The sequence below is a fragment of the Saccharothrix deserti genome, assembly GCF_009769385.1.
In the GTDB taxonomy this organism is placed as follows: domain Bacteria; phylum Actinomycetota; class Actinomycetes; order Mycobacteriales; family Pseudonocardiaceae; genus Actinosynnema; species Actinosynnema deserti.
Genome location: NZ_ML775959.1, coordinates 193,624 through 217,300, shown reverse-complemented (window position 1 = coordinate 217,300; position 23,677 = coordinate 193,624). Strand labels below are relative to the sequence as shown.

Here is a 23,677-nt window from a genome sequence, read left to right as displayed (position 1 = left end):
TCCGGAGGCCTCTTCGATCAGCGCCGGGTGAACGTCCGAAAGGGCAGTCGATCCCGCCCCCGCGGTCCACCCCGCTCGGTTACGACAGGGCGCGCCAGGCGTCGGTCAGCAGGGCTCGGAACTGGTCCACCTGGCGCGGCGACAGCTCGCTGGTCATGCGGCGTTCCAGCGCCGCCACCGCCTCGGCCTGGTCGGCGAGCAGTTTCCGGCCCTCGTCGGTCAGGTGGATCAGCAGCTCGCGGCGGTTGGCCGGGTTGCGTTCCCGCATGATCAGGCCGCGCTTCTCCAGTGCGTACACCATGTCCGCCATCGACTGCGCGGTCACGAACGAGTCCCGTGCCAGGCGCGCGGCGGGCAGGCCGTCGTGCCGTTCGAGCACGGTCAGCGCCGTGTACTGCGCCACCGTGATGCCCGAAGGGCGGAGCAGCTCATCCAGGTGCGAGCGCACCACCAGCTCCACCCTCTTGACGGCGTACAGCAACGAGGCCGCGTGGTGGCCCTCTTCGGCCGTCATGGTCATCTCCACTCCCCCTCGGGTCACGGAGCACATTAGGCCATTGACAGGAAACCTGCTGATGTTAATACTTCCGCAATCAGGTTTCCTGTCGATTACGGACGGACGGTGGCCATGAGCAGCACGCGCATCGACGACGGCCTGCTCTTCATCGGTGGACAGTGGCGGGACGCGGCCTCCGGCGGCCGGATCGACGTCCTGGACCCGTCCTCGGGCAGTGTGATCGGCACGGTCGCCGACGGCGGCCCTGCCGACATCGACGCGGCGGTGACCGCGGCACGCGAGGCGTTCGGCCCCTGGGCCGCCCTCAGCGGACGGGAACGGGCCCGCGTGCTGATCCGGATCGCCGAGCTCATCCGCGAGAACGCCGACGAGCTGGTCCGCCTGGAGAGCCTCGACGTCGGCAAGCCGGTGACGCTGTGCCGGGCGGTCGACGTGGCGACCGCCGTCGAGGAGTACGAGTTCTACGCGGGGCTGGCGCAGGGCATCGACGGCACCACCCGCAAGACCCCGCTCAACACCTTCGCCTACACCCGCCGTGAGCCGCTCGGCGTGGTCGCCGCCATCACGCCGTTCAACTTCCCGCTGATCCTGTCCAGCTCGAAGATCGCGCCCGCGCTGGCCGCGGGCAACGTGGTGATCCACAAGCCCGCCGACGACACGCCGCTGAGCGCGCTGTTCATGGCCACGCTGTTCCAGCAGGCCGGTGTGCCCGACGGCGTGGTCAACGTGGTGACCGGCACCGGGTCCGTGGCGGGCGAAGCGCTGCTGCGCCACCCCGGCGTGGACAAGATCGCCTTCACCGGTTCCACCGCCATCGGCAGGCACGCCGCGAGCGTCGCGGGCGAGGCGCTGAAGTCGGTCACGATGGAACTCGGCGGCAACGGGCCGCACATCGTCTTCGAGGACGCCGACCTCGACAAGGCCATCGGCGCGGTCATCAAGGGATTCGTGTTCAACACCGGCCAGTTCTGCATGGCCGGCCCCCGGCTGCTGGTCGCCCGGCCGCTGTACGACACGGTCGTGGAGATCCTCGCCAACGCCGTCCCCGGAGTCCCGGTGGGCGACCCGCGCGACCCCGCGACCATCGTCGGACCGATGAACGCCGACCGGCACCTGAAGAAGGTGGAGGAGTACGTCGCGCTCGCCCGGCAGGAAGGCGGTCGCGTCGTCTGCGGCGGTCAGCGCCTCGACCTGGGCGGCGGCTACTACTACCAGCCCACCGTCGTCGCCGACCTGCCGAACGACTCGCGGGTCGTGCAGGAGGAGGTCTTCGGCCCGGTCCTCACGGTGCAGCCGTTCGACTCCGAGGACGAGGCCGTCGAGCTCGCGAACAGCACCCCGTACGGCCTGGCCGCCGGGATCGCGACGACGAACATGGCCCGCGCGCACCGGGTCGCGGACCGGTTGCAGGCCGGGGTCGTGTGGGTCAACGACTGGGCGATGCTCGACCCGGCCGTCCCGTTCGGCGGGGTGAAGAGCTCCGGCTCCGGCCGCGAGTTCGGCCCCGAAGGGCTCGACTCGTACACCAGGGTCAAGTCCGTCGTCATCTCGCTCGACTGAATCCCCCGATTGGGAGGCCCGCACATGACCACCACCACAGCGGCGATCGTCGAGTCCGGCGGCGCACCGTTCACCCTGACCCAGATCGAACTGGACGAGCCGCGCGCGGGCGAGGTCGTCGTCCGGATGGTCGCGGCGGGCCTGTGCCACACCGACCTCGGCGTGGCGAGCGGCGGGCTGCCGTTCCCGCTGCCCGGAGTCCTCGGCCACGAGGGCGCGGGCGTCGTGGAGCACGTCGGACCGGGCGTCACGTCCGTCGCGCCGGGTGACCACGTCGTCCTGTCGTTCACGTCCTGCGGGCACTGCGTCAACTGCCGCGACGGCCACCCCGCCTACTGCGCGGCGTGGCTCCCGCTCAACCTGCTCGGCGGCACGCGCGCCGACGGCAGCGCCACCATCACCCGCGACGGCACGCCGGTCGGCGGCCACTTCTTCGGGCAGTCCTCGTTCAGCAAGCTCGCCGTCGTGGACGAGCGGAGCCTGATCAAGGTCGACCCGGACATCCCGCTGGAGTCGATCGCGCCGCTGGGCTGCGGCGTGCAGACGGGGGCGGGCGCGGTCTGGCACGTCCTGCAACCACGACCGGGCAGCACCGTCGCCGTCCTCGGCGCCGGCGCGGTGGGCCTGTCCGCCGTCATGGCCGCCGCCCTCACCCCCGCCACCACGATCATCGCGGTGGACAAGGTCGGTGAACGGCTCGACCTCGCCCTCGAACTCGGCGCGACGCACGTCGTGGACGGCGGTTCGGCCGACATCGCCGAGGCCATCGCGGAGATCACCGCCGGCGCGGGCGTCGACGGCATCGTGGAGACCACCGGCAGCACCGCCGTGCTGCGCAAGGGCGCCGACGCGCTCGCGGCACGCGGCACGCTCGTGATCGTCGGCGCTCCCCCGTTCGGCTCCGAGGTCGCGCTCGACGTCAACGCGATGCTGGCGGGCAAGAAGGTCGTCGGCCTCACCCTCGGCGACGGCGAGACCAGGGCGTTCATCCCGGCCCTGGTGGAACTCGTCCGCACCGGCCGGATGCCGATCGACAAGCTCATCAGCCACTACGCGTTCGAGGACATCTCGTCCGCCGTGCGGGACATGTCCTCGGGCAAGACGGTCAAGCCGGTCCTGACCTTCTGAGTCCCCCGGTGGGGAGCCCTGCGAAGGGGCTCCCCACCGGTGTCCGTCACGCACAGGTGAGCCGGGGGCTTCCCCAGTCGGCGTGGTCGTAGTCGATGCCGTCACCGGCGTCGGTCACGACGAGTCGCAGCACGTCCGCGCCCGACACGCCGGCCGACAGCGACTTCGCCGCCGACGACCCCGTCAGGGTCCCGCTGTCGGCGACCTTGGTTCCGTCGGCGAACACCTGGAACACCACGCTCCCGTCCGCACCGGCCACTTCGTCGTCGACACCGACCGAAGCGGTGAACGTCGAGCACTTCCCGCCCAGGTAGTACTCGACGCTGCCGGCCGCGTGCACGCCCAGGCCCTTCGAGTGCACGACGCCCTGGATCGTCAACGGCCTGCCGTCGCCCGCGGGCTTCCCGCCGGCGGCGGGGTCGGGCTGCCGACCCGCGACACCCGGTAGATCACGGTGCCGTGCGCGGGAACCGAGGCGCTGATCGAGCCGGTCGTGGTGCGGGTCGCCTTGGACCACAGGTCCTTCAGGTTGTAGGTGCCCGACCCGAACCCGATCTCCGACAACGACGTGCCGACCGTGGCCGCGGAACCGTTCTTGTTGAACAGCGCGACCGCCTTGTCCCCACCGGCCAGCGGCTTCACGATCACGTCGAGCCCGCCTGCTCTGCGCATGGGTGTTCCTCTCCTGGTCGTGACGTGCTGGTCGTGACGTGCTGGTGAGCTCAGGCGGGCAGGCCCCATCGAGCGCCCGGCGTGGAGATCGGCACGGGCGTGACGGTGAGATCGGGCGTGACGCCGCGCGGGTGCACGAGCACCTCGCCACCCCGGGCCAGGTCGATCTCCAACGTCCCGTCACCGCGATCGCGGTGGGGAACGGGATCGCCGCCGGGCGTGCGCACGGTCACCGCGCCCGCGATGCCGTGACGCAGGACCAGCGGCTCGCCCGCCCGGCTGCGCACCAGCACGAACCGCGTGCGCCCGCCGCGACGGACCGCCGTCACCTCGAACGCGCCCTCGGCCAGGTGCCGGTCCAGCACCACGTCGGCCCACGCGGTCGGCACGGCCGGGAACACCCGCACGATTCCGCCCCAGCTCTGCAACACCATGTCGTGCAACGTCTGCGCGGCCGACAGCGGCGTCTCCACCACCGGTCCCGCCTCGGTGTACATGGTGTTCTCCAGCACCGGGTACCGGGTCGAGGTGTCGAACATGTTCACCAGGTACGCCAGGGCGTCGTCACCGCGGAACATGCGCGCGGCGATCGAGCCGGACCCGGAGTAGCTGTAGCCGCGGTGCGCGCCCTCCAGCCCCATCCAGTGCTCCAGCGACGTCTCGATCAACGCCCGGTTCTGCGGCTGCTCCCAGTTCACCGTCGCCAGCGGGAACACCGCGAGCATGTGCGAGTAGTGCCGGTGCGACTTCTCGAACGGCACGCCGGTGCCCACCATGAACCCGTTCGCGTCCACGGGGTACGGCACGAGGGTGTCGAGCACCTCCTGCCACCGCTCGGCCAGCGGATCGTCGATCTTGAGCACCTTGGCGGAGTCGATCAGGGTCCGGCAGCCCCACCGGATGAGTTGCAGGTCGTAGTTGCAGTCCGGCGCGTTGCCGTACTCGGGCGAGGTCGTCGACGGCAGGTGCAGCCGGCCGTCGTCGCCCTTGGTCAGGAAGTGCAGGTAGTAGTTGATCGACCGCCGCAGTAGCGGGAACACGACGTCGGCGAGCAGCTTGCGGTCCATGGAGTGCCGGTAGCTCAGCCACACGTTGTGCAGTGCCCAGGTGAGGTTGCCCAGCTCCAGCGTGCCCGTCCCGCCGGGGATGCCGAGCGTGCCGGTGTTGCTGGTGTGCCGGTCGGTGCTGCGGCCCACGCCCGCCGAGTCGGACCGGTACTCCGGCTTCACGTTGCGCACCAGTTGGTCGGCGTTGTCCCTCAACGTCGTCGCGATCGCGTCCAGCTCCAGGTGGTTGGAGCCGTGGATCGGCCAGTACTCCAGCTGCACGTTGAGGTTCCACCACGCGGCCGCCCACGGCGTCGGCTCCAGCCACGGTCCGCACGTCGCCATCACCGGCCCGCCCGCACGCGTCCCGGACGCGATCTTGTAGAGCTGGATCCAGTAGAAGCTCTGCAACCGCTGGTCCGGGATCGACAGGAAGCTCTTGCGGTAGAAGCCGTGCCACCAGTCGCGGTGGCCCTGCTGGAAGTCGCCGCCGGACAACGCCGCCGCGTCCCGCACCCGGCGCAGCGCGGTCGCCTCGGCGGTCGTGCCGGGGAAGCTGTGCGCCACGGACAGCAGCAGCCGCCGCTTGCCGCCGGTCGAGCCGATCACGCGGTGGGCGGTCGCCGTCTGCCCGCCCGCGAGCAGCGACTGGACCCCGAGCTGCTCGGAGCCGGAGGTCTTCCTGGTGGGGTCCGGGTTGTACTCGTAACCGGCCGGCGGTTCCTCGCTCGCGGCCCGTGGCGGGATGGCCTTCTCGGCGGTGAACTCCAGGTCGACCCGCTCGCCGCCGCTCGGCGTGACCGACAGCGCCAGGACGGAACGGGTGCTGTGGATGATCATGTGCAGCCGCAGCGAGCCCTTGTCGGTGGTGATCGTGCCGACCAGTTCGGCGTTCCACAGGTCCAGCCGCCAGTCCACCGACCGGACCGTGCCGACGGGGGTGAGCAGCAGGTGCCCGACCGGCAGCCGGGGCACGCCCCACGCGCTGCCGCCGCCGGTGCGGTGGTCCTGCACCTCCGCGTGCTGGACGGTGAACTTGACCGCGTTGCCGGCGGCGTAGGCGATGCTGCCCAGCCGGCCGTCGCCCAGGAACGGTCCCTGTGACCACTTCGTGGGCATCTTCCGCCACACCAGGTCTTGCGCGGCGAGGAAATCGGCCCACTGCTGGTCCGTTAAACCGATGGAGACATCCGATGTTTCCGCTTGGGCGGCTCCCGTGGACAGGAGTCCCGCCGCGACCGCAGCCGTGGCACCGCCCAGGAAGACGCGCCTGTTCAGCTCTGCCGACATTGCCCCGCACCTCCGCGTACGTCGAAGTCGACGGCTCGTGTGCGCGGCGGTGCACGTGGTCCAGACAACTAGAAAGGTAGGAGCTTTTACCTACTCCGCGCAAGACCCAACCAGACGTAACGCTCAGCCGCCCAGCGACAGGCGGTCGAGGTCGGGCGCGGACTCCCCGTCGTTGTGGATCCGGATGGTGTTGGTGGTTCCGAGCGTCACCGGCACCGACGCGGTCTGCGGGTCGGTGTTGCCCGTTCCGCTGACCTTCACCTCGACCGGCGCGCCGCCGTTCACCGTGACGAAGAACGAGCGGTCGCCGTTGACGGTGTAGTCGATGTACAGCGTGTACTCGCCTGCCGCCGGGACCGGGACGTTCTCGACGACCACGTGCGCGTCCGGGCTGCCGCCGAGGTTGCGCACCTTCTCACCGCCGGAGCACCGCGAGCAGTTCGTGATGCCCGCGCTGCCGATCCGGTTGCGGGAGTCCTCGGCCTCGCGCATGAACACCCGGTCGTTCGGCCGCAACCGCACCTCGACCTTCTCGGCGACCTTCTTGGACCGGCCGAGCACGTCGAACGACGCGGTGACCGGGATGTCCACAGTAGACACATCCTGGCCGGCTGGTGAGGTGACGGTCCAGGTGCCGGACAGGGTCTGCCCCAACCGCAGGGTGTCCGCGGTGGCCGGGCCGCCGGTGACCGTCCAGCCCGCCGGCGCTTCAGGCGTGAGCCGGACCCGGTCGAGCCTGTCGTCGGTCTCCATCCCGGTGTCCAGCCGGAGCGTGGCGGAGACCTCGATCGACCGCTGCCCCGGCCCGACCCACTGGATCCCGCCCGGCTCGACCGTCATCGTCGTGGTCGGGGTGTGCTCCTCGGGCGGTAGCGGGCCGACCGCGATCCGGTCCAGGCCCGGTCCCCGGCGCTCGGTGCTGTACACCGTGATCGTGTTGGCGCCTGCACGCAGCGGGACGGCGATCGCCGAGCCGGTCGGCACGTCGGCGTTGCCTGCCGCGACCGGCACCACGACGGGATCACCGTCGTTGACCTGCACCGCCAACGACCCGGAGGCCCCCGCCGTGTGGTGGAGCTGGAGTCGGTGGTCGCCGGCTTCGGCCACCCGCACGTCCCGGTAGCTCACCGCGTTGCGCGGCCCGCCACCGAGGCCGACCACCCGGTGGCCGCCGGAGCACGTGCGGCACGTGTCGAGCCGGACCTGGCCGCCGAGGTCGGCGCGTTCGGCCTCCAGCGGCACCGGCGTGCCGACCGACGACGGGTGCCCGTAGGCGACCTTGATCTCGTCGATCTCGAGCTGCCGGTGGAAGATCGGCGCCCGCGCGCCGCCCCACGTGTTCAGCACCTCCAGCTTGAGGTAGCGCGCGTGCTGCGCACCGATGTCGATGAACTGCACGCCACGGGCACTGGGCAGGGCACCGGACCGCACCTGCTCGCCCCAGTTCCGGCCGTCGGCGCTCACGTGGACGCGGTAGTCCTTGATCCGCGCCGAGTCCTCCGGGCGGCCGAAGCTCTCCCGCGCGTACGTCGGCGACCACTCGCGCTGGTTGACGGCGAGTGACGTGGCCGGCTTGCGCGCGCCGAGGTCCAGCGTCACGGAGATCGGCAACCGGCCCCCGTTGTCCCAGAACGTCGTGAAGTCACCGTCCACAAGGGATGGTGAGGACGCCGTGACGCGCTCGTGGTAGAACCGCTGCCCGGCGGTCTCGACGCGGAACACCGTGTCGTACTGGTCCCAGCGGGTGATGCCGAGGATCGTCAGGTAGCCGCCGGACTGGCTCCACCGCAGCCGTTCCCCGGTGCGCAGGTCGGTCACCCGCGTCACCTGGTGCCCGTTGTCGCGCAGGCGGACCTGGTCGGTGCGCGGCCGGGTCACCACGTGCACGTACTGCGTCCGCGCGCCCGGCTGGACGGTGACGACACCGTGTGCGCCGTCGTTCCAGAAGCCGGGCTGCATGCCGCCGTACAGGTAGCCGCCGCCCTCGGTGCGGTGCAGCGACTCGCGGATCGGGGGCGCCCACTCGGCCATGAAGTCGTTGAACGCCTCCTGCTGCGGCGGGAACTTCCCGTTCACCATGGGTGTCTCGGCCATCAGCGACTTCATCGACGAGCCGGCGTTGGTGATGTAACGGCCGGTGGACAGGCGGACGTCGACCGGGTGGTCACGGCCGTCGTACCACCAGGCGCCGGTGGTCGGCAGCTTGTAGTCGGCCTCGACCAGGCGCGGCATCGGGGTGAACGCGGCCTGCGGGTAGTCGTAGGCCGGTGTCATGCCGGTCTTCTGCTCGTTGGACACCGTGTCCATGATCGGCGTGTCTTCGTTGTTGTTGCTCAGCAACCAGGACGGCCTCAGCTCGCGGATCTGCTCGTAGAGGCGGTTGCGCTCCCAGTAGGCGTTGTCGTTGTCGATCCAGAAGCCGGCGAGGTCCGGGTAGTTCGCCATCACCTCGAAGAACAGGTCGTAGCTGAACCGGCCGAACCCTTCCCGGGTGGTCAGGTCCACCTGCTCGCCCTTGTGCGCCGAGTAGGCCGCCGAGTCGAGCGTCTCCACGCCCTGCTCGTTGTGCCACTGCGGATCGTCGGTCATGTAGAGGACGACCCGCACGCCCTTGGCCTGACCGGCACGCACCAGCTCGCCGAGGAAGTCGCGCTCCGTGGCGCAACTGCCGGGGATCGCCGACGGCCACGGGCGCGCGTAGCCGAGTCTGCTGTGAAACGTCGCCAGCACGATGTAGGACGCGCCGAGCTTGCGCGCCTCGTCCACCCAGTAGTCCGGCGTCCAGCCGCCCTCGGTGACGTCGCGCTCCCAGTCCGCGCAGTCGAGGTGACGGGGCGCGGTGAACATGCCCCAGTGCAGGAACAGACCGGCGGTGGACTGGCGCAGCCACTCCTGCCTGGGGTGCTGGACCTCGGCGACGGCGGCCGGGGCACCGAGCAGGCCGGCGAGGAGTGCGATGACGGCGGTGACGGCGAGGAGGGACGGCTGCAAGCGGGCACGGCGATGGCGTTGAGGTCCCATGTCGGTCGCTCTCCGTTGGGCGGGCCGGGATATGTCAACAAGGCTGCATAACTACAGACCTCCGATGATTACAACCGCACCGGCCGTGGTCAAGGGTCAGCTGTTGGGCACGTGCAGCAGCGCCGCCACGACCTCGTCGAGCGCGAGCCGGGCCGCGCCGAGGGCCACCGACTCCGCGCCGAGGGTCGACACGACCACCTCGACCGGGAACAGCGTCAGCCGGGCCAGCTCGCGCCGGAACGGCTCGACGATCACGTCACCGCCCCTGGACATGCCGCCGCCGAGCACCACGGCCTCCGGGTCGACGGCCAGCGCGAGGATCGCCGCGCCGCGGGCCAGCACGGTGGCGAACCCGGTCAGCACGGCGGTGCTCTCCGCGTCACCGGCGGCGGCCGAGGCGATCACCAGCTCGCCCTCCCGTCCGGGCGGGCCACCGGCGGCGAGCGCCGCGCCGCGTGCGTGCAGCCGGGCCAGTGCCGCTTCCCAGCCGAGCGCCGGCAGCGCGCCGATCTCGCCCGCCGCGCCGTGCCGGCCCTCGTGGACCCGGCCGCCGAACAGCACGCCCGCACCGGCCCGGTGCCCGGCGAACATGTAGACGAGGTCGGCGTGGTCCCGCGCGGCGCCCTTCCAGTGCTCGGCCAGGGCGGCGAGCTTGACGTCGTTGGCGACGGTGACCGGCCGGCCGGTGCCCGCCGACAGCGTCGCGGCGACGTCGACCTCGGTGAACCCGGGCAGCGAGTAGGTCGCGAGCCCGCCGCCGGAACGGCCCGCGGACACGTCGCGTGCGCCGTGCTCCGCGCGCAACGCCCCCGTCACCCCGCACGCGACCGCCGTGACGTCCTCCGGGCGCAGGCCCGCGTCGACCCAGCACGCCAGCGCGTTGTCGGCCGCGTCCCGCAGCCGGCTCGGCGCGTCCTGGTCCGGGTCGAGCTCGCGGCGGCGCACGGCCAGCGCCTCGCCGCGCAGGTCGGTGACCACGGCCATCGTCTTGTGCGCGCCGATGTCCAGGCCGCCGACGTAGCCGGACGTCGCGCGGAACCGGAAGTGCCTGGCCGGTCGGCCGGACCCGCGTGCCTCCGACGGGGGCGCGGCCTCCTCGATCCAGCCGTCGTCGAGCAGCTCGGCGAGGAGGTTCTCCGCGGTCGGCCGCGACACGCCTACGGCGGCCCGCAGCTCCCGCAGCGTCAGGACCTGCGCGTCGAGGAACGCGCTCAACGCCGCGGCGACGTTCAGCCGTCGCAGCAACGACGGGTCACCCGACCGGCCGCCCGTCTCGTCGCCCTGAGTCATCCGATCATTGCACCTCATGTCCCGGCCGGCGGGAAGTCGGGACACGCCGGGAAGACCCGTTCGACGGTTCCGAGCGCTCCTCACCCGGTCGAGCGAGGTTCTGCGGAATGCGGACAGCCGCCATACCGCCCGAATCGGCTACTGGACGCTCCCAGCGGCGTGCCCTACGGTGACCGGTAAGCGCTTTCCAGCGCCATTACCGCAGCCATTACCGCACCGGCACCGCGCCCGCCGCCCGCACGGCCGGACGCCCCTTGGGCACCGACGCAGGAGGGTTGGCTTCGTGCCGCACAACGAGTCGAACGGGTGGACACGCAGGTCGTTGCTCCGGGGAATGGCGGTCGCCGGGGTGGCGCCGTTGCTCCCCGGTGTCATGCCGACGGCGGCCGGAGACCCGGCGCCCGCTCGGGCCGCGTTCACACTGGCGCACAACGGCGTTGCCGTGGACCTGTTCGTGGACCAAGCGGACGATCCCGCCGTCTCGCGCGCCGGAGACGACCTGGCGGCGGACGTCGAACGGGTCAGCGGCGTGCGGCCCCGGCTCGTGCGCACCACGTCCGGGATGTCCGCGCGGGTCGTGCTGATCGGCACCATCGGCGCGAGCCCGCTCATCGACCGCCTGATCGCCGACGGCCGGCTGGACGCCTCGGGCGTGACCGGCCGCTGGGAGGCATCGGTGACGCAGGTGGTCGACCACCCGCTCCCCGGTGTCGAACGGGCCCTCGTGATCGCGGGCAGTGACCGGCGCGGCACGGTCTACGGCATCTACGACACGTCCGAACGAATCGGTGTGTCCCCGTGGTACTGGTGGGCCGACGTCCCCGTCGAGCACCACGACACCGTGACGGTTCCGACGGGCACGTTCAAGCGGCACGAGCCGTCGGTCCGCTACCGGGGCATCTTCATCAACGACGAGCAGAACCTGACCACCTGGTCCAACCGCACCCAGGAACCGGACAAGAACATCGGGCCCGAGACGTACAAGAGGGTCTTCGAGCTGCTGCTCCGGCTGAAGGCCAACTACCTGTGGCCCGCGATGCACCCGTACACCGACCACTTCAACAAGCACTCGGAGAACGCCGAGCTCGCGGACACGTACGGGATCGTGGTCGGCTCCAGCCACCCCGAGGCGCTGCTGCGCAACGGCGTGCACGAGTGGGCGCCGTGGGCGGAGGAGCACCGCAACCCCGACGGCACCCTGCCCGTATACGACTACACGGTGAACCCCGAAGTCATCGCTGACTACTGGAGAGCACGCGCGCGGCAGAACGCCGCGTTCGAGAGCAGTTGGACCATCGGCATGCGCGGCCTCCACGACTCCGCGCTGGAGACCCGGTACGCCACCACGTTGCCGGAGAAGGTCGCGGTGATGAACCGGATCATCTCCGACCAGCGCCGGATCCTGTCCGAGGAGGTCGGCGCCAACGCCACACCGCAGATCTTCATCCCGTACAAGGAAGTCCTGGAGCTGTACAACAACGGCGTCCAGGTGCCCGACGACGTCACCCTGATCTGGCCGGACGACAACCACGGCAACATGCGGCAGCTGCCCGACGACGCCGAACGCCGCCGTGCGGGCGGCAACGGGATCTACTACCACATCTCGTACTGGGGCCGTCCGAAGAGCTACCTGTGGTTGGACACCACGCAGCTGGCCAAGATCTGGCAGGAACTGCGCCGGGCGTACGACCACAGCGTCGACCGCATGTGGATCATCAACGTCGGCGACATCAAGTCGCAGGAGACCGGCCTGTCCTTCTGCATGGACATGGCCTGGGACGTGAACCGGTGGGGGCCGGACGACGTCGACGAGTTCCTGGTCGAGTGGGCGGGCCGCCAGTTCGGGCGCCGTCACGGCCGGGACATCGCCGCCATCCGCACCGAGTACTACCGCCTCGCCGCCGAACGACGTCCGGAGTTCATCGACCGCGGCACGTTCTCGCTGGTCCACCACGGTGACGAGGCGGGTCGGCGGATGGCCGCCCACCGGGCACTGCTGGAGCGGACCGAGGCGCTCGGCCGCACGCTGCCCCCGGCGTACCAGGACGCGTTCTACGAGCTGGTCCAGTACCCGGTGCACGGCGCCTACCTGATGAACCTCAAGTTCCACTGGGCGGATCGCAACGCCCTCGCCGTGCGCCAGGGCAGGGGTGCGGGGGTGAACCGGTACGCCGATCTCGCAGATGCCGCGCACGCGGAGGAGGCGGCGATCACCCAGCGTTACAACACCGAGATCGCCGGCGGCAAGTGGAACGGGATCGTCAACCCGTACCCGTCGCAGATCCCGAAGGCGCCCGGCCGTCCGCAGGTGGTGCGGGTGACGGCGCAGGAGACGTCGGGACTCGGGGTGGCCGCCGAGGGGAACGAGGTGGGGGTGGAGCGACCGCTCGCGTTCTCCTCCTACCCGCGCGACCGCCGTTTCGTGGACGTGTTCAACACCGGCTTCCTGCCGTTCGAGTGGAGTGCGTCGGCCAGCCATCCGTGGGTGCGGTTGAGCTCGACGTCCGGCACGGTCACCGACCAGACCAGGGTGTGGGTCGCGATCGACTGGAAGCGGGTGCCGGAGGGTCGGCACGACGGGACGGTGACGTTCACCGGCGTCGGCCAGACCGTTTCCGTGCCGCTGCGGGTCGTCAACGACGGGGAGCGCGCGCGGAACCGGTCGCGTGGTCACGTCGAGGCCAACGGCTACGTCTCGATCGACGCGGCGCACTTCGACGGACGCGTGGCGCGCAGCGGGGCCGACTGGCGGACCGTGCGCGGCCTGGGCCGGCGCGGGGCTGCCGTCGAGGCCGTCCCGTCGACCGCGACCCCCATCACCACGGACGTGACGACCCGCGCGCCGGAACTGCGCTACCGGGTCCGCTTCACCAGTGCCGGCACGTTCCCGGTGCGGGTCTTCCGCCTGCCGTCGCTGGACGAGCGCGGGAGTCGACGGGTCGCCATCGCCCTGGACGACGGACCCGCCACCATCCTGACCGGCCAGGCGATCGCCACCGGCAACCGGGGCGACGCGTGGGCGCGCAACGTCGAGGACGGCATCGAGAAGATGGCCGGCTCGGTGGTCGTCACCGAACCCGGCGACCACGTCCTCCGGTTGCTGATGGTGGACCCCGGCATGGCCGTGGACCAGATCGTCGTCGACACCGGCGGGCTCCCCGCCAGCTACCTCGCTCCCCCGGAGAGCTACCACCCCACCCACCCCGGCGCGCACACCGCCGCACCGGACACCGCCGCACCGGACTCGGGGGCGCCGGACTGGGAGGTGCCCGACAGGCAGGCGGCGGCGGAGGGGCGCTAAGGCTTCGCGACGTCCGGCACGGCGGGGTACGACGTCCGGCACGACGTCCGGCACGACGGGGCGCGGCGGGGCGCGGCGTCCGGCGAGGCGCGGCGGGGCGGGGGCGCGGCGGGGCGGGAGGTCCGGCACGGCGGGGCGCAGAGCGCCCGACGGGCAGCGACCGATCACCTCGACCACCGCTTCAGGCTCGGCGGCGGCCGGCCGCGCCCACGGCCGGGCGGCCGGGCCGCCGGGTCGAGCGCCTCGGGCAGGCCGCGCGCACTCGGCGGCGTGCCGGCACTGTGCCGGCGTCCACCCGCAGCCCGTCGGTGCGGGTGGACTCGATGGCTTCCCTCGCCGGCCTCGATGGCTTCCCTGGCCGGCAGGGAGCCGGGGTCGAGCGTGGTCGGCTCGGGGTCGTTGAGGGTTGAGGGCGGGTGTGGTCGGGTCGGGGGGGGTTGGTCGCGGTCCTCGTTGTTTCAACCGACGTTTCAACCCAAAGATTACAGCGTTTTTTGTAGGTCGTCGGGTCATGATCACCCGATTGTGTATCGGCGGCGGCTTGGGGAGACCGGGGTGGCGCGTGCCATGATCAAGGCTCTGAGCTGCGAAAACAACCTAGCGGACGGGGGCCTCCTCGGTCCAGGTGTAGTTCGGTGGGCGGTAGGCGGTGAAGCGGTCCAGCAGGCGTTCCGGGTCGTCGTCGACGATCAACATGTCCCGGTACGGCGGCTTGAGGAACCCCTCCTCGACCATGCGGTCGACCATCGTGAGCACGGGGTCGTAGAAGCCGTCGACGTCGAGCAGCCCGACCGGCTTGGTGTGCAGCTTCAGCTGCGCCCAGGTCCAGATCTCGAACAGCTCCTCCAGCATCCCGGCCCCACCGGGCAGCGCCACGAACGCGTCGGACAGCTCGGCCATCAACGCCTTGCGCTCGTGCATCGTGTCCACCACGTGGAGCCGCGCCAGGCCGTCGTGCGCGACCTCCTTCTCGACCAGGACCCTGGGCACCACCCCGATCACCGACCCGCCGGCCTCGACCGCCCCGTCCGCCAGCGCGCCCATGGTGCCGATCCGCGCGCCGCCGTACACGATTTCCAGGCCTAGTTCGGCCACCGTGCGACCGAACCGCCGAGCAGCCGCCAAATGGCGAATGCGCCCGCTCGACGATCCGCAGAAAACACACAACCGACGAATTCCGGGCGTTCTGGTCAATTCGCCGGTCCGAACAGTCCGGCGAACACCTCGTCCTGTTCACGCCCGTGGTGGGCGTGCAGATCCGCGACGAGATCGGCCACGCTGCCCACCAGGCGGTCGTCCCCGAGGACGTCAGTCACCGAGCAGGGGTCGAGGTCGTGCTGCCGGCACCACAGCACCACGGCGTCGAAGCCGTTGACCGAGGCCACGAACTCGCGCCGCGCGGGGTGACGCCACGCCGCCGCGAACTCCTCCAGCAGCCCGGGAACGGACACCGCCGGCCGCAGCATCCGCTCGGCGCGCGAGCGCAGCCGGCACCGGCAGGTCTCGGCGTCGGGCATCCGCAGGATGTCGGCGGTGAGCCGGAACTGGTGCCGTGACTTGACGAAACGCTGCAACAACGAGAGGGAACCGCCTTCGACGACGACCACGGGATGGCGCTCGATGAGGATCTTCACCTGGCGTTCCAGGTCGCGCGCGGCGTCGTCCGGGTCGTAGTCGCCGTCGGTGACGAGCAGGTCCCGCAGGTGGTGGCGCACGACGCCGGTGGTCGGGTCCGAGTCGAGGCGAGCGCTGGTGACCGGCAGGTCGCGGAAGCACTGGATGCGGTCGGCCACCACGACCGGTGCGCCGTGTTCCGCGGCCAGTGCCATCGCGATGTCGGACTTCCCCGTGCCGGTCGGACCGGCGATCACGTGGACGAGAGGCCACCGATCGCCGTCCGGTGCGGGCACGTTCTTCCGGTTGAAAGTCATGCCGTCAACGGTTCTCCCGAACCGGACGCCGCGTGGACGCAAGAAATCGAATTCCACCATCTTCGGAACGAATATCCGACGAATTCGACTCGCATTTATTTCACAAAGTGGACAAAGGTTCGGATATCCGCTTTCCGGCGCAGACGTGATCTTTCTCGGCAAAACCTGTTATCCGGGGCGCCCGCGGCCCGTCTCCTGGGGGAAGGCAGGATGACGGGCGAGGAGCGACGAGTGGGCAACGGACAACCCGGGACCGCCACGGTGGTGGCGGCGCAGGCCGGCGATCAGCACGCGCTCGACGAGTTGGTGGCGGCCTACCTGCCGCTGGTCTACAACGTCGTCGGGCGGGCGCTGGCCGGCCACAGCGATGTGGACGACGTCGTGCAGGAGACGATGCTGCGCGTCGTCGACGGGCTGCCCAAGTTGCGCGAGCCCGAGAGCTTCCGGTCCTGGCTGGTCGCGATCGCGCTGCGGCAGGTGCACGAGCGCGGGCGGCGGGTGGCGCGGTTGCCCGACGGCGAGCCGTCGCACGACCTCGCCGACCCCGGCGCCGACTTCGTCGACCTGACGCTGCTGCGGCTGGAGCTGTCCGGCCAGCGGCGCGAGGTCGCGGAGGCCACCCGCTGGCTGGACGACGGCGACCGGGAACTGCTGTCGCTGTGGTGGCTGGAGGTGTCCGGTGAGCTGACCCGGGCGGAGCTGGCGGCCGGTCTGGGCATCACGACCGCGCACGCGGCCGTGCGGGTGCAGCGGGTGAAGGCTTCTCTTGCCGCCGCACGGGCGGTCGTGCGGGCGTTGCGGGCGGAGCCGCGCTGTGTCGACCTGAACGTGGTGGTGCGCGACTGGGACGGCCGTCCCTCCGCCACCTGGCGCAAGCGGATCGCGCGGCACACCAGGGACTGCCTGTGGTGCATGGCGGCGTGGCAGGAGCAGGTGCCCGCGGAACGCCTCCTCGCCGGGTTGGCGCTGGTCCCGGTGCCGGTCGCGCTGCTGCCGGGCGTGCTGGGCGCGCTCCGGCCGGACTGGTCGGGCACGTCGTCAGGCACGTCGTCAAGCACGTCGTCAAGCACGTCGTCAGGTATGGCGTCGAGCTCGTCAGGCACGTCCGGCACGTCGTCGGGCATGTCGTGGAGCGGCCTGCTCGCGAAGCCGGTGGCCGTCGGCGCCGCGGCCATCGTCGCCGCGGCGAGCGCGGTCGTCGTGTACGCCTCCAACCAGGCGGAACCGACCCCTCAGGCGAACCTGGCCGAGCTGACCAGAACCACGACCCCGGCCGTCACCACCACCCCGTCGTCACCGCCGCCGTCCTCGTCGATCGCGTCTACCACCACAACGACCACGACGACCACCACCACCACCACCACGAAGCCTGTTCCGACCGGGCCGCGCTACGGCAGCGTGGTGGACACCGTGGACGCCAAACCCGACCCGCGAACTCCGCCCGCTCCCCTGCCCGTCCGGCCCGCGGGCGAGGTCACGGCCGTCGGCGGTGTGTACGAGAACGCGAAGCGCGGCTACATCGGCGGGAAGTACGTGATGATGCGCCGCGGCGAGCACGTTGTGCTGAGCGGACGCGGGTACATCCAGGTCCGCTACGAGATCGCCTGGTTCAACCGGCCCGGCGGCATGGTGATGCCGACGTGGACGGGGCTGAAGGGCAAGCTGTTCCACGTCGCGTCCGGTGGTGGGCACAGGATGGACGACTCGGCGCCCGGCACCCCGCCGGAGAACACGTGGATGGGCTCGCCGACCGTGGGCCCCAACGGTCCGGCGTCCGGCTACGTCGTGCTGCCGCCGGGCGCCCAGCAGATGTGGCAGAACGAGTTCTTCTACCTCGACGGCGAGGTCACGCTCGCCAACAACGAGCGCGGCGCGGACTACAACATCACCGCCACGCCGAAGACGTGGGACGAGGTGACCAAGGACATCACCACCCCGCCGCCGTCCGAACCGGGCGGCAGGGGCCCGATCCGCTACGGGCTGACCCGCGACACCGGTGACGACGGCGCGCCCGTCCCGCAGTACCTCACGCGTGAGACACCGGCCGATCGTGCCGCGGTCCCGCAACAGTCCGCGGTGAGCTGAACGCCACAGCGCTTCCCCGTCCAGAGCGGTTTCCAGGAGTCATTCAGTGGGTGCATTCCGCTTGATCAGAGCGACGGCGGTGATGGCGGTCGTCGTGGCGATGGTCGTTCCGCCGGCCGCTTCCGCGCAGCCCGCGGGCCGGGACGTCACGGCCGACATCAAGGCGAACCGGAACGTGGTGCTCACCGGTGACGCCGTCGTGCGGCTGACCGGTGACGCCACCACCTACACCGGGGTGATCTCCGGCGAGGGCACGTTCACCGTCGAGGGAACGGGCACGCTGGTGCTGGTCAAGAACAGCGACTTCACGCTGCCGGCGGACCGCAGGCGGCAGAAGATCGTCACGGTGGGCGGCAACCACCCGGTGACCACCATCGAGAACCCGGACCCGCCCGGCGTGGTCGTGCGGCGCGGCGCAACCCTCCAGTACGGCTCGGGGACGGGTGGCGACGGCGTGATCGGGCACTTCACGCAGGCACCCGAGGTGCTGATCAACAACCTCAACCACCAGGTCGACGGGACGCTGGACGTGGCCGTGCACCGGCTGGTGAACCTCGGGATCATCAGCGGGTCCGGCCTGGTCAAGCAGCGCCGGTCGACGTGGCCCGGCATCGACCTGCCGGGCGCGCACCCGTTCTCCGGGACCCTGTACGTCGGCACCGGCGCGGGGTACGGCAGCCTGCACTTCCTCACCTCGACGCCGAACCTGCGCAAGGTGCTCAACCAGGGCTCGTTCATCCACCACGCGGCCGACAAGCAGGTCACCGTCGACGCCGCCGACGTGTACTCGCAGAAGTGGGGCGGTGATATCAACTTCCACACCTGGGGCTCGGGCGTGGTGCGCATGTCCGGCGTCTACAGCTGGTCGGACAACGGCTCGGACACCGACCCCGCGCTCAGCGACCCGTCCCGGAACTTCGCCGTGGTGCCGCACAACGACAACAAGCGGGGCATCAACATCGAGGGCGCGACGGTGCAGTGGGGCGACGGCACGCACAACCGGTTCTTCCTGCCGGGCAACGAGAAGACCGTCTACATCAACATGCACGCCGAGCGCAACGGCACCCGGAGCAAGCTGACGCTCGACTACAACGGCCCCGTCACGCTCGACGCCCCGATCTCCGGCGGCATCTACCACGACACGCTGAAGGACGTCGGGCGCGGCGACGTGGTCATCGCGGCCACGCCCGGCAACGCGGTCACCTTCACCGCACCGCAGAACTACGACGGCAGCACGACCATCGGCGCAGGCGCGTCGCTGCGCCTGGGTGACGGCACACCGCAGGGCGACAGCTCGCTGCTCCAGGTCGGAGGTGGCGGCGCGGTCGTCGTGGACGGCGAGTTGATCCTGCAGAACGCCGCGCAGGGCGTGCGGTTGTCCGGGGTCGGGGGCCGGGGTTCGTTGACCCAGGTCGGTCCTGCCGCCGCTACCCTCGCCGGCGGCGTCACGTACCAGGGGAAGACCACCGTGAAGGGCGGGACGCTCGCCGTCACCGGAGGCACGCTCTCGGCCAGTAGTGCGGTCGAGTTGGCCGCGCCGGGCGCGACGTTGGACCTGGCGAAGGCGGGCGACCAGACGATCAACAACCTTGGCGGCTCTGAGGGCAGCACCGTTCTGGTGGGCACCGCGTTGACCTTGAATGCCGCTGCGGCGACGACTTTCGGGGGTGCCATCGCCGCGTCGGAGGAGACGTCGGTGGTGAAGACCGGGCCTGAGACGCTTGTCCTGACCGGTGCGAGCACCACTCCGAAGGGCCTGTGGACCGTGCGGGAGGGTGTGGTCGAACTTGCCGCGTCGGCCCCGTCGGCAGGGTCGGCCGCGTCGGTTGCGTCGGCCGCGTCGGTGCAGGCGCGGCAGGTCACCGTGGAACCCGGCGGTGCGCTGAAGGCCGGCGGCACGGTCGAGGGCGCGGTGGAGAATTTCGGGACGGTCACCGCCGATGGTCTGACCGTGCGTGGTTCCTACGCCCAGCGGTCGGGTGCGAAGTTCGTCGCGGGGCGCATGACCGTCAGCGGTCCGGTGTCGCTCGCGGGCACGTTCGAGCTTCGTCCGGGAGGTGCGGCCGGGGTCGTCATCGACAACACCGGTGCCGACGCGGTGACCGGCACGTTCGACGGTCTGCCCGAGGGTGCGGAGATCGGCGGGCACCGGATCAGCTACCGGGGCGGCGACGGCAACGACGTCGAGCTGACCGACAAGTCCGCTGCGGCGGCCGAACTCGACCAGGGCGTCGGCGGATCGCAGGCGCTTGTGACACCGACGAGCGGGAACGTCCTGCTGTGGTCGCTGGCCGGTGGCGGGGTGTCGGTGCTGTTGGGTGCCGCTCTGCTGTTCCTGCTCCGCCGACGTCGCCGGCGTCGTTGACGTTGCTGATATTGCTGACGTCGTTGACGTTGCTCGTGCTTGCGTTCGACGTGGTGGTCTCCCGCCTGGCGGCTCCTCGAATCCCGGAAGATCGTCCGCCATGTGTCGGGGTGCGCCGCCTCGCCCGTGAGGTCGCGCCTAGGCTCCGTGACGACGACGAGAGGAAGTCCATGCCCGCTGTGTCGCAACGGATGCCGATCACGAACGGCGGGAGGGTGGCATGACCTTCGTGACGCTGGGCAGCCGGACCAAGGTCCTCCTCCAGCCCGGCGGGTGGTTCCTCAACAACGCGGGCTGGGTCGTCGGTGACGAGCGGGCGCTGTTGGTGGACACCCTGGCCACCGAGGATCGCAGCCGCCGTCTGCTCGACGCCGTCCGGGCCGATTCCGGAACGCTGCCGCTGACCGCCGTGCTGACGCACGCGCACGGCGACCACGCCAACGGCGCGCGACTGGTGGTGGAGCAGGGCGGGACCGTGCACGCGACACCGCCCACCGTCGCGACCGTCCACGACGGACCGCACACGTTCCCGATGGCGTTCGAGTGCTCGACGTGGGGCGACATCACGCCACCGCGGATCACCGACACCATCACCGGACCGGTCGAGCTGGACCTCGGCGGTGTGCGGGTCGACCTGCTGCCCGTCGACGGAACCGCGCACACCGACGGCGACCTCGTCGCGCTGGTCCGCGAGGACGGCGTGCTGTTCGCGGGTGACCTGGTCTTCGCCGGGACGACGCCGCTCGCGGTGTCCGGCTCGATCACCGGCTGGCTCGCCGCGCTGGACTGGCTCGCCGACATCGAGCACACGCACCTGGTGCCCGGCCACGGCCTCGTGCTGCCCGCGCACTCGCAGGAGGTCGACGACATGCGCGCCTACCTGGAGTGGTTGCTGGACACGGCTTCCCACCCCGACTACGACCACGCCGCTGCGACACGGGACGCGAGCGTGCGCTGGGCGCACTGGCCGGAAGGCGAGCGGCACACGGCCAACCTGCTGGTCGCGGAGGCGGATCTGAAGGGCGTTGCCGTGTCCTTGCCCGCTGCGGTGGGCGCCATGCTCGCGGTGACTGGCGGTCGGATCAAGCTCGACCTGTAGCGCTCCTCCAGCGGCGGTGTGATCTGTTGGGGTTGGTGTGCGCCTGGCTCTTGTCCGGCTCGTCGGCCACCGCCGGGTCCGTCGTGGAGGCGTGGTCAGGTGACCACCACGCGAGGTCGCGGCGCAATCCAACCGCAATCCAACACAGTCTTCAGACAGAACCGATGAAGACGTGTTGGCCGAACTGGGCCAGGGGGTGGTCATCGGTGGGTAGGCACACGACCTGGTCGAAACCGGCGACCACGAGTTCTCGCCGCCACTCGGCGGCGGTCGGGAAGATGCGGTCCGAGCCGGCGCGGAAGTCGGCGAAGCCCGTGGACGGCGTTGACGCCGGGGGTGACAGGAGGAACCTCGTCGAGGTCGTCGAACGGTGGTTCTCGCGGGTTGTCTCGGTGAAGACCAGGACGCCGCCGGGGGCTAGCAGGGCACGCAACGCGGTTAGCGCCCTGCCGACGTGTCGGGCGTCGTGCAGCATGTCGGTCACGAGCACTACGTCCGCGGTACCGGCCGGTCGGTCCGGTGGGGCTCCGGTGACGGCGATCTCGACGACCTCGGTCCGGTCGCCCTGCTCTTGGACTACGTCGGCGATCACGGCGGCCGCCGCTGCGGCGCAGTACCGGCCGGCCACGTCGTGCCGGTAGACGTCCACCATGTCGTCGGCGAACAGCAGGGACTGCGGATCGATCTCGTCGCGCAGAAGGTCCGGCAGGTGCGCCAGTGCGGTGTCGAAGAACGGGACGAAACCCGGGCCGTGTTCGACTGCCGCGCTGCTGGCCGCGATCTGGCGGCGGGCTTGGTCCAAGTCCGTGGCGGACGCGTCCAGCAGGTCCCGGTAGCCGGCGTGGCCCTTGATGAGCAGGCCTTCGGCTACGAGGATGCCGAGCCACCTGCGGACGATCGGCCGGTGTCGGGGCGAGACCCGGTGCGCGGCGTAGATCTCGGCCAGCCCGTGGGTGTAGCCGGGGATGGTGAACAGGCCGTGGTGGCGCAGGGTGCGGGTGATCGCGATCAGGGCGGTGCGGTCGAGTTCGTCGGCCAGTTGTACGGCTCCGACGACGTCCGCGTGCCGCACCGCGTCCTCGCCCGCCTGCGCGGCGATCTTCTCCAAGGTCTCCAGCGACACCACACCCGCCTTCCAGTCGACAGCCGAACCTGTGCTCATCCGACTCGGGAGAAATCGCGGACCCCGACTGCGGCGGGCCGGAGCGTCCAGCCATATGAGACATTCCTGGCCCCATATGAGACATTCCTGGCCGTCCGCCCGATGAATCCGGGAGCGGATTCCTCGCCATCGGACGTCGAGGTCGTGCGCGAGCGTTCGCCGCCGTGGCGGGGTCTATTGCCCGGATTCGGATCGTCCGAGACGGAGATTGTGGGGGAAATGTCGCCCGGTCCCAGTGCCGTCACCGTGTGGCGTCGGCGATCATGGCCACGATCAGGACCTGGGCCTCGCGCCCGCTGGTCGGGTCGAATCCGGTGATCTGCTGCACGCGCTGGAGCCGGTAGTCGAGCGTGCTGCGGTGGATGAACAGGCTCTTCGCCGCCTTGTTGCGGTTGTAGTCGGCGTCGACCAGGGCGGTGAGCGTCTCCCACAGCACCGGGTGCGAACGCAGTGGCTTGATCACCGAGGCGAGGCTCGCGGCGACCTCCTCGTGCTGCGTGACGGCGTACTCGACCAGCACGTCGGACATGTTGTAGACACCGCTCGGCCTGCGGCCTGCGACCACCAGCCGCAGCACTTCGGTGGCCTCCGCGAACCCCTCCGGGATCTCGCCTCTCGCCCGCCGGGCCGTCGTCATCCAGCCCCCGGCCAGCCACCGCGACAGCTGCCCGACGGTCAGCTCGGCGTGCTCGTCGCCCAGGTCCGGAGCCAACAGCACCAGCACGCCGTCGCGGTTGGCGACGAGCGCGCCCGGACCGGCGACCTCCCGCAGCTCCGCCGCGCCCTGGTCCTGGCCCCGGACCACGGTGATCAGGTATCTGGGCGCCAACCCGTCCAGCACTTCGGGGGCGATCGGGCGGCCGTCGACCAGGTCGGCCACCAGGTCGCGCGGGGGTGTGGCCGCGGTGTCCTGGCGCACGGCCTCGCGGTGCCGGAAGCCGTCGAGGAAGTCCTCGACGAGCTGACCGCCGACCCTGACCAGGCGGGCCAGCTCGGGGTCACCCGCCGCCGCCTTGCTGAGCAGTTCGACCAGTTCGCCCGGTCGTCCGCCGCCGACCCAGCCCTCGCCCGCCGCCCGGACCTTCGCCCGGAACTCCGCGATCCGCAGGTGGTCGGTGTTCACCGGGTGCAAGCCGCGCCTGCGCGCGAACTCGTCCGGGGATTCCCACCTGGCCGTCGATTCGATCATGTCCGGTAGCTGCCTCTCCCG

Annotated in this window: 16 protein-coding genes and 1 pseudogene; 6 read left to right on the top strand and 11 right to left on the bottom strand. The window is 70.9% G+C overall.

All coding sequences use genetic code 11. The annotated features are described in order from the left end of the window. Nucleotides 1–79 precede the first annotated feature (79 nt). Nucleotides 80–520 (bottom strand): MarR family winged helix-turn-helix transcriptional regulator, encoded by a 441-nt coding sequence (locus FM051_RS00820; RefSeq protein ID WP_238412023.1) that lies wholly within the window; start codon nt 518–520, stop codon nt 80–82. 108 nt (nt 521–628) lie between these two features. On the opposite strand from FM051_RS00820, the gene FM051_RS00815 reads away from it, so the two are divergent. Both FM051_RS00815 and FM051_RS00810 read left to right on the top strand, forming a co-directional pair. Continuing rightward, entirely contained in the window at nt 629–2,077 is a 1,449-nt protein-coding gene (locus FM051_RS00815; protein ID WP_158839558.1) for an aldehyde dehydrogenase family protein, read from the top strand. Between the two features lie 24 nt (nt 2,078–2,101). After that, nucleotides 2,102–3,205 (top strand): NAD(P)-dependent alcohol dehydrogenase, encoded by a 1,104-nt coding sequence (locus tag FM051_RS00810; RefSeq protein ID WP_158839556.1) that lies wholly within the window; start codon nt 2,102–2,104, stop codon nt 3,203–3,205. A 46-nt stretch (nt 3,206–3,251) separates the two neighbouring features. On the opposite strand, the gene FM051_RS00805 is transcribed toward FM051_RS00810, so the two are convergent. The 5 genes from FM051_RS00805 to FM051_RS00785 all read right to left on the bottom strand — a co-directional run bounded on the left by FM051_RS00805 (nt 3,252) and on the right by FM051_RS00785 (nt 10,524). Then, nucleotides 3,252–3,584, bottom strand: coding sequence for an NPCBM/NEW2 domain-containing protein (locus FM051_RS00805; RefSeq protein WP_158839554.1), 333 nt, complete (start codon nt 3,582–3,584; stop codon nt 3,252–3,254). Next, nucleotides 3,581–3,877, bottom strand: coding sequence for a hypothetical protein (locus FM051_RS00800; protein ID WP_238412021.1), 297 nt, complete (start codon nt 3,875–3,877; stop codon nt 3,581–3,583). Before FM051_RS00800 ends, FM051_RS00805 begins: the two co-directional genes overlap by 4 nt. A gap of 50 nt (nt 3,878–3,927) precedes the next feature. Next, the gene (locus tag FM051_RS00795) at nt 3,928–6,213 is read right to left on the bottom strand and encodes a glycosyl hydrolase family 95 catalytic domain-containing protein (protein ID WP_202918608.1); all 2,286 of its coding nucleotides are present in this window, start codon (nt 6,211–6,213) and stop codon (nt 3,928–3,930) included. A 123-nt stretch (nt 6,214–6,336) separates the two neighbouring features. Continuing rightward, entirely contained in the window at nt 6,337–9,234 is a 2,898-nt protein-coding gene (locus FM051_RS00790) for an alpha-L-fucosidase (protein WP_158839550.1), read from the bottom strand. Between the two features lie 96 nt (nt 9,235–9,330). Beyond that, nucleotides 9,331–10,524, bottom strand: a complete 1,194-nt coding sequence (locus FM051_RS00785) for an ROK family protein (protein WP_158839548.1) — start codon at nt 10,522–10,524, stop codon at nt 9,331–9,333. 334 nt (nt 10,525–10,858) lie between these two features. On the opposite strand from FM051_RS00785, the gene FM051_RS00780 reads away from it, so the two are divergent. After that, nucleotides 10,859–13,825, top strand: coding sequence for a glycosyl hydrolase 115 family protein (locus FM051_RS00780; protein ID WP_158839546.1), 2,967 nt, complete (start codon nt 10,859–10,861; stop codon nt 13,823–13,825). Between the two features lie 147 nt (nt 13,826–13,972). Here FM051_RS00780 and FM051_RS53880 read toward each other — a convergent pair. From FM051_RS53880 to FM051_RS00765, 3 genes and pseudogenes are all read right to left on the bottom strand, one after another. After that, nucleotides 13,973–14,338 (bottom strand): annotated as a pseudogene (locus FM051_RS53880) ((4Fe-4S)-binding protein); the annotation flags it as partial. A gap of 84 nt (nt 14,339–14,422) precedes the next feature. After that, nucleotides 14,423–15,001 (bottom strand): LOG family protein, encoded by a 579-nt coding sequence (locus tag FM051_RS00770; protein WP_158840032.1) that lies wholly within the window; start codon nt 14,999–15,001, stop codon nt 14,423–14,425. Nucleotides 15,002–15,015: 14 nt separating this feature from the next. Then, entirely contained in the window at nt 15,016–15,756 is a 741-nt protein-coding gene (locus FM051_RS00765; protein WP_158839544.1) for an isopentenyl transferase family protein, read from the bottom strand. A 231-nt stretch (nt 15,757–15,987) separates the two neighbouring features. Between FM051_RS00765 and FM051_RS00760 the strand changes: the two genes are divergently transcribed. From FM051_RS00760 to FM051_RS00750, 3 genes are all read left to right on the top strand, one after another. Next, nucleotides 15,988–17,841 carry an RNA polymerase sigma factor gene (locus FM051_RS00760; protein WP_202918607.1) on the top strand — a complete coding sequence of 618 codons (1,854 nt, stop codon included), beginning with the start codon at nt 15,988–15,990 and terminating at the stop codon, nt 17,839–17,841. Between the two features lie 61 nt (nt 17,842–17,902). Beyond that, nucleotides 17,903–20,206: an autotransporter-associated beta strand repeat-containing protein gene (locus tag FM051_RS00755; RefSeq protein ID WP_238412018.1), complete on the top strand. Its 2,304-nt coding sequence runs from the start codon at nt 17,903–17,905 to the stop codon at nt 20,204–20,206. 220 nt (nt 20,207–20,426) lie between these two features. Further along, a complete protein-coding gene (locus tag FM051_RS00750) occupies nt 20,427–21,305 on the top strand; it encodes an MBL fold metallo-hydrolase (RefSeq protein WP_158839540.1) in 879 nt (292 codons plus the stop codon). 151 nt (nt 21,306–21,456) lie between these two features. Here FM051_RS00750 and FM051_RS00745 read toward each other — a convergent pair whose 3' ends face one another. Continuing rightward, a complete protein-coding gene (locus FM051_RS00745) occupies nt 21,457–22,467 on the bottom strand; it encodes a methyltransferase domain-containing protein (protein WP_158839538.1) in 1,011 nt (336 codons plus the stop codon). 241 nt (nt 22,468–22,708) lie between these two features. Next, a complete protein-coding gene (locus FM051_RS00740; protein WP_158839536.1) occupies nt 22,709–23,656 on the bottom strand; it encodes a PucR family transcriptional regulator in 948 nt (315 codons plus the stop codon). Nucleotides 23,657–23,677: the final 21 nt, after the last annotated feature.

What these genes read in the sequence shown, in the direction of transcription:
- FM051_RS00795 (WP_202918608.1), bottom strand. Translation starts at nt 6,213, where the DNA reads ATGTCGGCAGAGCTGAACAGGCGCGTCTTCCTGGGCGGTGCCACGGCT.
- FM051_RS00785 (WP_158839548.1), bottom strand. Translation starts at nt 10,524, where the DNA reads ATGACTCAGGGCGACGAGACGGGCGGCCGGTCGGGTGACCCGTCGTTG.
- FM051_RS00745 (WP_158839538.1), bottom strand. Translation starts at nt 22,467, where the DNA reads ATGAGCACAGGTTCGGCTGTCGACTGGAAGGCGGGTGTGGTGTCGCTG.
- FM051_RS00810 (WP_158839556.1), top strand. Translation starts at nt 2,102, where the DNA reads ATGACCACCACCACAGCGGCGATCGTCGAGTCCGGCGGCGCACCGTTC.
- FM051_RS00820 (WP_238412023.1), bottom strand. Translation starts at nt 520, where the DNA reads ATGACCATGACGGCCGAAGAGGGCCACCACGCGGCCTCGTTGCTGTAC.
- FM051_RS00800 (WP_238412021.1), bottom strand. Translation starts at nt 3,877, where the DNA reads ATGCGCAGAGCAGGCGGGCTCGACGTGATCGTGAAGCCGCTGGCCGGT.
- FM051_RS00750 (WP_158839540.1), top strand. Translation starts at nt 20,427, where the DNA reads ATGACCTTCGTGACGCTGGGCAGCCGGACCAAGGTCCTCCTCCAGCCC.
- FM051_RS00740 (WP_158839536.1), bottom strand. Translation starts at nt 23,656, where the DNA reads ATGATCGAATCGACGGCCAGGTGGGAATCCCCGGACGAGTTCGCGCGC.
- FM051_RS00790 (WP_158839550.1), bottom strand. Translation starts at nt 9,234, where the DNA reads ATGGGACCTCAACGCCATCGCCGTGCCCGCTTGCAGCCGTCCCTCCTC.
- FM051_RS00765 (WP_158839544.1), bottom strand. Translation starts at nt 15,756, where the DNA reads ATGACTTTCAACCGGAAGAACGTGCCCGCACCGGACGGCGATCGGTGG.
- FM051_RS00815 (WP_158839558.1), top strand. Translation starts at nt 629, where the DNA reads ATGAGCAGCACGCGCATCGACGACGGCCTGCTCTTCATCGGTGGACAG.
- FM051_RS00780 (WP_158839546.1), top strand. Translation starts at nt 10,859, where the DNA reads ATGGCGGTCGCCGGGGTGGCGCCGTTGCTCCCCGGTGTCATGCCGACG.